We start from the raw sequence: 10,094 nt of genomic DNA, 5'->3' as shown, positions 1-10,094 counted from the left end.
ACTCAGGCCGCCGGCAACACCAGCGCGCTGAGCGTCACCCCGGCCACGCTGACCGTGGCGGCCAACAGCGCGTCGCGACTGTATGGCGCGGCCAACCCCAGTTTCAGCGGCACGGTGACCGGCTTCGTCGGCAGCGACACGCTGGCCAACGCCACCACCGGCACGCTGGCCTTCGCGACGCCCGCTACCACCGCCAGCAACGTCGGCAGCTATGCCATCAACGGCAGCGGCCTCACCGCCAACAACGGCAACTACGTCTTCGCGCAGGCCGCCGGCAACACCACGGCGCTGACCGTGACGCCGGCCACGCTGACGCTGACCGCCGCCAACGCCTCGCGGCTCTACGGCGCCAGCAACCCGGCCGCCACCGGCACGGTCACCGGCTTCGTCAACGGCGACACGCTGGCCAACGCCACCACCGGCACGCTCGCCTTCGCTACGCCGGCCACCGCCACCAGCAACGTCGGCAGCTACGCCCTCAACGGCGGCGGCCTGACGGCCAACCACGGCAACTATGTCTTCGTGCAGTCCGCCGGCAATGCCAACGCGCTGGCCGTGACGCCGGCGCCGCTGACCGTGACGGCCAACAACGACAGCAAGGTCTACAGCGGCAATGCCTACGGCGGCGGCAATGGCGTCAGCGTCAGCGGTTTCGTGAACGGCGAGAGCGCCAGCGTGCTGGGCGGCACGCTGAGCTTTGGCGGCAGCAGCCAGGGCGCGGTCAACGCCGGCCGCTACACGATCACGCCGCAAGGCCTGACGGCCGGCAACTACGCGCTGAGCTTCGTCGACGGCACGCTGAACATCACGCAGGCCGGCCTGACGCTGATCACCGGCACGCTGACCGGCAGCACCAGCAAGGTCTACGACGGCACGACCACCGCGCTGCTGGCGCCGCAGAACTTCCTGCTCAGCGGCTTCGCGGCCGGCGAGGGCGCCACCGTGACCCAGACCATCGGCCGCTATGCCGACGCCAACGCCGGCGCCAACAAGTGGGTCACGGTCGCGCTGAACAACAGCGACTTCGCCGCCACCGGCAGCACCAACCTGGCCAACTACACGCTGCCGTCCAGCGTCAGCGGCAGCATCGGCAGCATCACGCCGGCGGCGCTGACGGTGGCCGCCAACAACGCGAGCAAGACTTACAACGCACAGGCCTGGAACGGCGGCGCCGGCGTCAGCTTCAGCGGCCTCGTCAACGGCGAGAGCGCCGCGGTGCTGGGCGGCACGCTTGGCTTCGGCGGCAGCGCCCAGGGCGCGGTCAACGCCGGCCGCTACACGATCACGCCGCAAGGCCTGAGCTCCGGCAACTACGCGATCCGCTATGTGGACGGCAGCCTCACGGTGAACCCGGCGGCGCTGACCCTGAGCGCCACGCCTGCCACCCGGACCTACAACGGCACGACCCTCTCCAGCGCAACGCCCACGGTCGCGGGCCTGCAGGGCAACGACACGGTCAGTGGCCTGACCCAGGCCTACGTGGACAAGAACGCCGGCAGCGGCAAGACCATGCTCGTGACCGGCTACACCGTGAACGACGGCAACGGCGGCGCCAACTACACGGTGAGCACAGTGGCCGACACCAGCAGCAGCATCACGCGCGCGGTGGCCAGTGTCTCGGTGGCGCCGGCGAGCACGGTCTACAACGGCGCGGTGCAAAGCCAGGCACCCGCCAGCACCAGCGGCTTCCTGGCCGGCGACCACATCGTCGTCGACGGGCTCGCCAGCGGCCGCAACGCCGGCCGCTATGCGTCCAACCTGAGCGTCTCCGGCCGCGACGCCGGCAACTACGAGCTGCACCTCGCCAATGCCGAGCTGACGATCAACCCCGCCACGCTGATGCTGACCGCCACCACCGGCAGCCGCGGCTATGGCGCCGCGAACCCCGGCTTTGGCGGCAGCGTCAGCGGCTTTGTCGGCGGCGACACGCTGGCCTCGGCCACCAGCGGGCAGCTGAGCTTCGGCAGCGGCGCCAGCGCCACCAGCCCGGTGGGCAGCTACGCGGTCAGCGGCGGCGGCTTGGTCGCCAACCACGGCAACTATGTCTTCGCGCAGGCCCCGGGCAACGCGACGGCGCTGAGCATCACGCCAGCGCCGCTGCTGGTCAGCGCCGGCAACGCCAGCAAGACCTACGACGCGCAGGCCTGGGCGGGCGGCGCCGGCGTCAGCTTCAGCGGCTTCGTCAACAACGAGAGCGCGGCGGTGCTGGGCGGCACGCTGAGCTACGGCGGCAGCGCCCAGGGCGCGGTCGACGCCGGCCGCTACACGCTGCAGCCCCAGGGGCTGAGCAGCACCAACTACGCCATCCGCTACGCGCCCGGCACGCTGAGCGTGACGCCGGCCACGCTGAGCTATGTGGCCGGCAGTGCCTCGCGCATCTATGGCGCGAACAATCCGGTACTCATCGGCACGGTCAGCGGCTTCGTCGGCGGCGACACGCTGGCCTCGGCCACGACCGGCGCGCTGAGCTTCGCCAGCCCGGCCACGCCGACCAGCGCGGTGGGCAGCTACGCGGTGAGCGGTGGCGGCCTGAGCGCCAACAAGGGCAACTATGTCTTCGTCCAGGCCCCCGGCAACGAGCTGGCGCTGAGCGTCACGCCGGCCCCGTCCAGCGGCCAGGAACTGGTGCCCAAGCCCGTCTCGGTACCGGCCTTCGCCGACAACGCCGTGCCCGCGCTGGCCCGCGAAACCGGCGGCAGCGGCTACGGCACGCTCAACTACATTCCGCTCACCCCCGGTACGCCCGCCGTCAGCGCGGCCCCGAGCGGCTCCGCGATCACGCTGTCGGCGGCACCGACCGCCGCCGTTGCGGGTGCGGGTGCGGGCGCGAACGCGAGTACGAGCGCAGGCGCGGGTACGAGCGGCATCCCGGCCGCCGCGCCCGCCGCCGCTGGCGACGCGTCGATCCTGGTCTACACCACGCCCGGAACCGGCCCTGTCGCCAGCAGCGCCGAGGTGGGCGCGAAGGTGGAGAACAGCACGGGCAAGAACGGCAAGAACAAGGTGCTGAACCCCGCCGTCGTCGTGCCCAGCGCGAATGGCCCGCTGGATGTGTTCGTGATCGAGGGTGGCATTAACATCGGTGCACCTCCCTCGGCGGTCGCCACCGCGGCGACCAAATAAGACAGGCCCTGAAGCCGGAGCATGCGTCTGTGAGGAAGCTGAAACACACCCCCCCGCTGCTGGCCCTGCTGGTCTTTGGCAGCGGCGCGATCGCCCAGGGCGCGGCCCCGAGCGAGGCCCAGGACCTCCAGGGCCGGCAGCCGCCGCGCCCGCTGCGTTCCGACCAGAGCGCGCTGCCGCCGCCACCCGCCGCCGCGGCCTCCGCCCCGGGGGGCGAGGGCAGCGGACCCACGCTGCAGCTGGAAACCCTGGAGCTGCGCGGCAACCTCGCCATCCCCAGCGACGAGTTGCTCGCCGCGTTGGGCGACTGGAAGGGCCGGCGCTATACGCTGGCCCAGCTGCGCGCGCTGACCGACACCCTGATGGGCCACTACCGCCGCCGCGGCTATCCCTTCGTGCAGGTCTATGTGCCGCCGCAAAGCAGCAGCGCCGGCGCGCTGGTGGTGCAGATCGTCGAAGGCCGCTTCGGCCAAGTGCTCGCCGTCGGAACCGACGATGCCGCCGACGCGCAGGGCGCCCAGCCCTTTCTGGACCACGGGCTGCGGCGCGGCGAGGTGATCCGCGACGCGGACCTGGAGCGCACGCTGCTGATCCTGGACGACCAGCCGGCGCGCAAGGTCCGCCCGGTGCTGCGCCCCGGCGGCGAACGCGGCGAGGGCGACCTGCTGGTGGAGATCCGCCGCACCGACACCGTCAGCGGCGAACTGGGCTTGGACAACGCCGGCAACCGCAACACCGGCAGCACGCGCGCCACCGCCAACCTGCGCATCAACAGCCCCTGGCGCTATGGCGACAAACTGAGCTTCAGCGCGCTGTACACGGACCGCCGCATGGGCCTGGGCTCGGCCGAATACGAAACCCCGCTGGGCCCCAGCGGCCTGCGCGGCATGCTGGGGATGGCGCGCACCAGCTACCAGCTGGGCGGCGAGTTCGCCGAACTCGACGCCGCCGGCTATGCCCGCGTGGCGACGGCCCGGCTCAGCTATCCGGTGCTGCGCTCGCAGGCCAGCAATCTGCTCGCGACGCTGAGCCTGCAGCACAAGCGCATGGAAGACCGCCTGCGCGCCGTCGAGGTGGTGCATGAGAAGTCCAGCCGGCTGCTGGTCGCGGGGCTGCAGTTCGACCGCCGCGACGCGCTGGGCGGTGGCGGCGTCACCTATGGCCTGCTGAGCCTGACGGCCGGCCGGCTGAACCTGGACGCCGGATCGCTGGCCACCGACGCGCTCACCGCGCGCACCCAGGGCGGGTTCCAGAAGCTCAACCTGGACATCGCGCGCATCCAGAAGCTGGGCGGGCCCTTCACGCTGTACGGCCGGCTGTCGGCGCAATGGGCGGCGCAGAACCTGGACGCCTCCGAGAAATTCGGCGCCGGCGGCTCCTATGGCGTGCGCGCCTACCCGATGGGCGAGGGCAGCGGCGACGCCGGCTGGCTCGCGCAGTTGGAGCTGCGCATGGAAGCCGGCCCGACCACGCCCTTTCTGTTCGTCGACGGCGCGCGCACGCGCGCCAACGTCGAGTCCTGGGACGCCGGCTCGGCCGCGCGTCGGGCCCTGGCCGGCGCGGGCCTGGGGCTGCGCGCCTCGCTGGAGCGCTGGACCCTGGAAGCCACGCTGGCCGCGCGGCTGCGCGGCGGCACCAGCACGGCGGAACGCCCGGACCGCAACCCGCGCCTGTTCCTGAGGGCCGACTACCGCTTCTGACGCGCGGCCCGCGCCGTCGTCGGCGCCGCCTTCACATAGTCCGCCAGATGCTGGCCGGTCAGCGTCGCGCGGCCGGCCACCAGCTCGGCCGGCGTGCCCTGGAAGACGACGCGGCCGCCCTCGTGTCCGGCACCGGGCCCCAGGTCGATGATCCAGTCGGCATGCGCCATCACCGCCTGGTGGTGCTCGACCACGATGACCGACTTGCCCTCGTCGACCAGCCGGTCCAGCAAGGCCAGCAATTGTTGGACGTCGGCCAGATGCAGGCCCGCGGTGGGCTCGTCCAGCACGTAGACGTCGCCCTTCTCCGCCATGCGCATCGCCAGCTTGAGCCGCTGGCGCTCGCCACCGGACAGCGTGGTGAGCGGCTGGCCCAGCGTCAGATAGGCCAGCCCCACATCGGCGAGCCGGCGCAGTATGGCCAGCGCCGCGGGCAGACGCGCCTCGCCGCTGGCGAAGAACGCCAGCGCCTGCTGCACCGACATCGCCAGCACCTCGCTGATGTCCTGACCGCCCAGCCGGTAGGCCAGCACAGCGGCCTGGAAGCGCTTGCCGCCGCAGTCCTCGCAGGGCACGGCGACCCCGGCCATGCTGCCCAGGTCAATCTCGACCACGCCGGCGCCGCCGCAGGCCGGGCAGGCGCCCTCGGAGTTGGCGCTGAACAGCGCCGGCTTCACGCCATGGGCCTTGGCGAAGGCGTTGCGTATCGAGTCCAGCAGCCCGGTGCAGGTCGCCGGATTGCTGCGCCGCGAGCCGCCGATCGCGTCCTGGTCCACCAGCACCACGCCGTCGCGCCCGGCCAGCGAACCCTGCACCAGCGAGCTCTTGCCTGAGCCCGCCACGCCGGTCAGCGCCACCAGCACGCCCAGCGGGATGTCCACGTCCAGCTGCCGCAGGTTGTGGGTGCAGGCGCCGCGCACTTGCAGCGCCCCGCGGGGCTGGCGCGTCGCGGGCTTGAGCGCGGCGCGGTCGTCCAGGTGGCGGCCGGTCAACGTGCCGCTGTCGCGCAGGCCCTGCACGCTGCCTTCGAAGCAGACGCGACCGCCGTCGCGCCCCGCCCCCGGACCCAGGTCCACCACGTGGTCGGCGATCGCGATGGTCTCCGGCTTGTGCTCGACCACCAGCACGGTATTGCCCTTGTCGCGCAGCCGCAGCAGCAGCTCGTTCATGCGCTGGATGTCGTGCGGATGCAGGCCGATGGTCGGCTCGTCGAACACATAGCTGACGTCGCTCAGCGCCGAGCCCAGGTGGCGGACCATCTTGGTGCGCTGCGCCTCGCCGCCCGACAGCGTGCCGGTGGGCCGCTCCAGTGACAGATAGCCCAGGCCGATCTCGACGAAAGAATCCAGCGTGCGGCGCAGCGCCGCGATCAGCGGCGCGACCTCGGGCGCGTCGAGGCCGGCCAGCCAGGGCACGAGGTCGCTGATCTGCATCGCGCAGACCTCGGCGATGTTGAGGCCGCGGATGCGCGACGAACGCGCCGCCTCGGCCAGCCGCGTGCCGCCGCAGTCGGGGCAGGTCGAGAAACGCACCGCGCGCTCGACGAAGGCGCGCACATGCGGCTGCAGCGCGTCGACGTCCTTGGCCAGCATGGACTTCTGGATGCGCGGGATCAGCCCCTCGTAGCTCAGGTTGACGCCGTCCACCTGGATGCGCGTCGCCTCCTTGTGCAACAGGTCCTGCAGCTCGCGCTTGCTGAACTTGCGGATCGGCTTGTCCGGGTCGAAGAAGCCGCAGCCGCGAAAGATGCGGCCATACCAGCCGTCCATGCTGAAACCGGGAATGCGCAGCGCGCCCTCGTTGAGCGACTTGCTGTCGTCGTAGAGCTCGGTCAGCGCGATCTCGGAGACCGTGCCCATGCCCTCGCAGCGCGGGCACATGCCACCCAGGCGGCTGAAGCTCTGCTTGACGGTGCGGGCGGCACCGCGCTCCACCGTGATCGCGCCAGCGGCGCGCACCGTGGGCACGTTGAACGAGAAGGCGCCGGGCGGCCCGATCCGCGGCTGGCCGAGCCGGCTGAAGAGGATGCGCAGCATCGCGTTCGCGTCGGTGGCCGTGCCCACCGTGGAGCGCGACTGCGCGCCCAGGCGCTCCTGGTCGACAACGATGGCCGTCGTCAACCCGTCCAGCACATCCACGTCCGGCCGCGCCTGCGCGGGCATGAAGCCCTGCACGAAGGCGCTGTAGGTTTCGTTGATCAGCCGCTGCGACTCCGCGGCGATGGTGCCGAACACCAGCGAGCTCTTGCCCGATCCGGACACGCCGGTGAACACGGTCAGCCGCCGTTTGGGAATCTCGATGTGGATGTCCTGCAGGTTGTTCTCGCGCGCGCCGTGCACGCGGATCGTGTCGTGGCGGTCCGCTGGATGGCGGTCGGCGGCGGCGGGCGGCGGCGGGCGCTTCATGCCGTTTGCTGGATGCGCACCATGTTGCCCGCTGGATCGCGCACGGCGCAATCGCGCACCCCATAGGGCTGGTCGGTGGGCTCCTGGACGATCTCGACCTCGCCGCGCGCCTGCAGCTGCTCGAAGACGCCGTCCAGGTCAGGGGTCGCCAGGATGATCATCGCCAGGGTGCCCTTGGCCATCATCTCGGCCAGCACGCGCCCCTCCTCTTCGGTGACGCCGGGCGTGGCGCCGGGCGGGAAGAGCACCAGCGAGACCGGCTGGCCGGGCGCGCCCAGCGTGAGCCAGCGATGGCCGCCGTAGGCGACGTCGTTGCGCAGTTCCAGGCCCAGCAGGTCGCGGTAGAAGGCCAGCGACCGTTCGGGGTCTTCGTGCGGCAGAAAGGTGGAATGGATGCTCAGGTTCATGCTGCACTTGCCTCCTTGGGGTTCGGCCGCCCGAGGACCGGGTGGCCATGGAACTCAGTCTAGAGGCGGCCCCGGGGGCGGCGCTTCTCCATTCCTGACCGGTCGCATGACCTGCCGGGCGACGCAGGCGGGCAGGCCCGCCGCCACGCCGGCCGCCTGCTGCCGGTAGACGCTGGGCGGCATGCCCACCCGTTCGGCGAAGCGCGCGCTGAAGCTGCCCAGCGAGCTGCAGCCGACCTCCAGGCAGACCTCGGTCACGCTCAGATCGCCGCGCCGCAGCAGGGCCATCGCGCGCTCGATGCGCCGCGTCATCAGATAGGCATAGACCGATTCGCCGTAGGCGAGCCGGAACTGGCGGCTCAGGTGGCCGGCCGACATGTGCACGCCGCGCGCCAGCGCCTCCACGTCCAGCGGCTGCGCGTACTCGCGGTCGATGCGGTCGCGCACTCGGCGCAACCGCGCCAGATCGCGCAGATGATGGGCCGGCGCGGTCTTCACGGGCCGGCCTCGGCTCAGGGCAGGGGGCTCAGCGCCCCAGCTGGGCCAGCGCCGCCTGCAGGCCGGCAACGCCGCCCACGCGCTGGTCGTTGATGAAGACCTGCGGCATCTGGCGCACGGCCGGGCCGCATTTGGCGTAGAAGGCCAGGCGCTCGGCCTCGTCGTCGATGCGGATTTCCTCGAAGGCCAGGCCGCGGGTCTTGAGCAGCATCTTGGCCGTGTCGCATTGCGGGCAGGCCGACTTGGAGTAGACGACGATCTTGAATTCCATGGCGGCAGTGTATGCGCGCCGGTCCGGCCCCGGCCGGGCACGCGGCTTGCCCGGCAAGACCTGTCGCTTCAAGGCAGGATCCACGATGAACGCCGATGCCCCCTTCTCTCCCACGCCCGGCCGCCCGGTGCCGCGCGACGATGGCAGCCACTGGGTGCTGGTGGCCGACGAGGGCGTGGCCCACCTGCTGCGCCTGCCCGAAGCCGCCGGCGACCTGGAAGCGCAGCACACGCTGACCGACGCCGCCGCGCATGCTGACAAGGCCGACCTGCGCCGCGACGCCGAAGGGCGGCGCGGCGGCAGCACCACCACCTCGGCCGGGCTGGACGAATCGCACGAGGAGGCCCGCGGTTTCGCCGCGCGCGTGGCGCAGGCGCTGGACGAGGCGCTGGAGGCGGGCCGCTTCCGCACGCTGGACCTGGTCGCCGCGCCGCGATTTCTGGGCCTGCTGCGCAAGGCGCTGAGCACGCGCGTGGCCGCCGCCGTGACGCGCGAGCAGGCGCTGGACCTGGTGCACGAGAAACCCCACGAGCTCACGGCGCGGCTGTTCCCGCGCCGCCATTGAACGCCAGGCCCGGGGCGCCCGACGCCCTCATGCGCGCAGCACATACCCTGCTGCGCAATGCGCAGTTCTGTGCGCGCCACGCACCGCCTAAGCTGGCTCCATCCTTCAACCCAGGGCCGCCAGGCCCGCCCAGGAGCCGACCATGAGCATCAGCGCCATCAACGTCCGCAACCAGTTCCGCGGCACCATCAAGGAGATCAACGAGGGACCGGTGGTTTCCGAGATCGCGGTGCAGGCGGCCGGCGGCATCGTCGTCACCTCGGTCATCACCACGCGCTCGATCAAGGAGCTGGGACTCAGCCTCGGCAAGGAGGTGGTGGCGCTGGTGAAGTCCACCGAGGTCTCCATCGCCACGCTGTGAGCCCCGGGGTCGGGCAAAGCCCCGGCCCCCACAGGAGTTGCCATGCCCTACCACCCGCCCCGACTGCTGATCATCCCGGGCCTGCGCGACAGCGGCCCGACCCACTGGCAGAGCTGGCTGCAGATCCAGTACCGCGACGCGCGACGCGTGCAGCAGCGCGACTTCAGCACGCCGGACCTGCCGCGCTGGAGCGAACGCATCCAGCGCACGCTGGAGAGCGCCGAGTCCGATGGCCATCGCGGCGGCTGGATCGCGGTGGCGCACAGCTTCGGCTGCCTGGCACTGGCCGAACACCTGGCCGCGCGGCCGGACTCGCCGATCCGCGAGGCCTTGCTGGTGGCGCCCGCCGAGCCGGACAAGTTCGGCCTGGCCGAACAGCTGCCGCACCAGCGCCTGCCGCGCCCCACGCAGCTGATCGCAAGCCAGAACGACCCCTGGATGAGCGCCGCCAGCGCGCTGCGCTGGGCCAGCCGCTGGGGCAGCAGCTACAGCAACCTCGGCCGCGTCGGGCACATCAATGCAGAGGCCGGCTTCGGTCCGCTGCCGCTGGCCCGGCGCTGGGTGGAGCAGGCACGCGCCCGCGCGGCGCGCGAACAGCGCCCACTGCATGCCGACTTCCGCGAATGGTCCTTCGCGACCTGAGCCCGACATCCGGCCGTGCCGCCCGGCGTCAGCGCGGGCGCGCATAAGCAAAGCACTTTTTCTTGGAGGACAAGGCGCGCGCGTCTGGCAAGAATCCGGCCCCACCCCCGGACTCCAGACCC

9 protein-coding genes are annotated in these 10,094 nt (G+C 71.8%); 5 read left to right on the top strand and 4 right to left on the bottom strand.

The window, feature by feature from the left end; all coding sequences use genetic code 11:
• Both LZ017_RS05935 and LZ017_RS05930 read left to right on the top strand, forming a co-directional pair.
• Positions 1-3,123, top strand: a 3,123-nt coding sequence (locus LZ017_RS05935) for an MBG domain-containing protein (RefSeq protein ID WP_241299254.1), incomplete at its 5' end; no start/stop codon positions are given.
• A gap of 29 nt (positions 3,124-3,152) precedes the next feature.
• Positions 3,153-4,823, top strand: a complete 1,671-nt coding sequence (locus LZ017_RS05930; protein ID WP_241299252.1) for a ShlB/FhaC/HecB family hemolysin secretion/activation protein — start codon at positions 3,153-3,155, stop codon at positions 4,821-4,823.
• Here the strand turns inward: LZ017_RS05930 and LZ017_RS05925 are convergent.
• Genes LZ017_RS05925 through LZ017_RS05910 form a run of 4 tightly spaced genes read right to left on the bottom strand, consistent with a single transcriptional unit; the run spans position 4,811 to position 8,404 of the window.
• Positions 4,811-7,228, bottom strand: a complete 2,418-nt coding sequence (locus LZ017_RS05925) for an excinuclease ABC subunit UvrA (RefSeq protein ID WP_241299250.1) — start codon at positions 7,226-7,228, stop codon at positions 4,811-4,813. The genes LZ017_RS05930 and LZ017_RS05925 overlap by 13 nt on opposite strands.
• Complete coding sequence (locus tag LZ017_RS05920; protein WP_241299248.1) at positions 7,225-7,635, bottom strand: VOC family protein; 411 nt, start codon at positions 7,633-7,635, stop codon at positions 7,225-7,227. Before LZ017_RS05920 ends, LZ017_RS05925 begins: the two co-directional genes overlap by 4 nt.
• A 54-nt stretch (positions 7,636-7,689) precedes the next feature.
• Entirely contained in the window at positions 7,690-8,133 is a 444-nt protein-coding gene (locus LZ017_RS05915; RefSeq protein ID WP_241299246.1) for a helix-turn-helix transcriptional regulator, read from the bottom strand.
• 28 nt (positions 8,134-8,161) lie between these two features.
• Entirely contained in the window at positions 8,162-8,404 is a 243-nt protein-coding gene (locus LZ017_RS05910) for a glutaredoxin domain-containing protein (protein WP_241299244.1), read from the bottom strand.
• Between the two features lie 85 nt (positions 8,405-8,489).
• Here LZ017_RS05910 and LZ017_RS05905 point away from each other — a divergent pair, with 85 nt between their 5' ends.
• The 3 genes from LZ017_RS05905 (at position 8,490) to LZ017_RS05895 (ending at position 9,972) form a co-directional block, all read left to right on the top strand.
• Entirely contained in the window at positions 8,490-8,969 is a 480-nt protein-coding gene (locus tag LZ017_RS05905; protein ID WP_241299242.1) for a host attachment protein, read from the top strand.
• Positions 8,970-9,111: 142 nt separating this feature from the next.
• Positions 9,112-9,330: a molybdopterin-binding protein gene (locus tag LZ017_RS05900; protein WP_241299240.1), complete on the top strand. Its 219-nt coding sequence runs from the start codon at positions 9,112-9,114 to the stop codon at positions 9,328-9,330.
• Positions 9,331-9,372: 42 nt separating this feature from the next.
• On the top strand, positions 9,373-9,972 hold the full coding sequence (locus tag LZ017_RS05895) for an alpha/beta hydrolase (RefSeq protein ID WP_241299238.1): 600 nt from the start codon (positions 9,373-9,375) through the stop codon (positions 9,970-9,972).
• Positions 9,973-10,094 lie beyond the last annotated feature (122 nt).

The sequence above is a fragment of the Pelomonas sp. CA6 genome (assembly GCF_022549225.1).
In the GTDB taxonomy this organism is placed as follows: Bacteria; Pseudomonadota; Gammaproteobacteria; order Burkholderiales; family Burkholderiaceae_C; genus Roseateles.
Note: the sequence above shows the minus strand (reverse complement) of the source record. Positions and strands in the feature narration are given on the sequence as shown.

Excerpts from the sequence above, each read along its gene's own strand:
- LZ017_RS05925 (WP_241299250.1), bottom strand. The coding sequence starts at position 7,228 with ATGAAGCGCCCGCCGCCGCCCGCCGCCGCCGACCGCCATCCAGCGGAC.
- LZ017_RS05920 (WP_241299248.1), bottom strand. The coding sequence starts at position 7,635 with ATGAACCTGAGCATCCATTCCACCTTTCTGCCGCACGAAGACCCCGAA.
- LZ017_RS05910 (WP_241299244.1), bottom strand. The coding sequence starts at position 8,404 with ATGGAATTCAAGATCGTCGTCTACTCCAAGTCGGCCTGCCCGCAATGC.
- LZ017_RS05905 (WP_241299242.1), top strand. The coding sequence starts at position 8,490 with ATGAACGCCGATGCCCCCTTCTCTCCCACGCCCGGCCGCCCGGTGCCG.
- LZ017_RS05900 (WP_241299240.1), top strand. The coding sequence starts at position 9,112 with ATGAGCATCAGCGCCATCAACGTCCGCAACCAGTTCCGCGGCACCATC.
- LZ017_RS05895 (WP_241299238.1), top strand. The coding sequence starts at position 9,373 with ATGCCCTACCACCCGCCCCGACTGCTGATCATCCCGGGCCTGCGCGAC.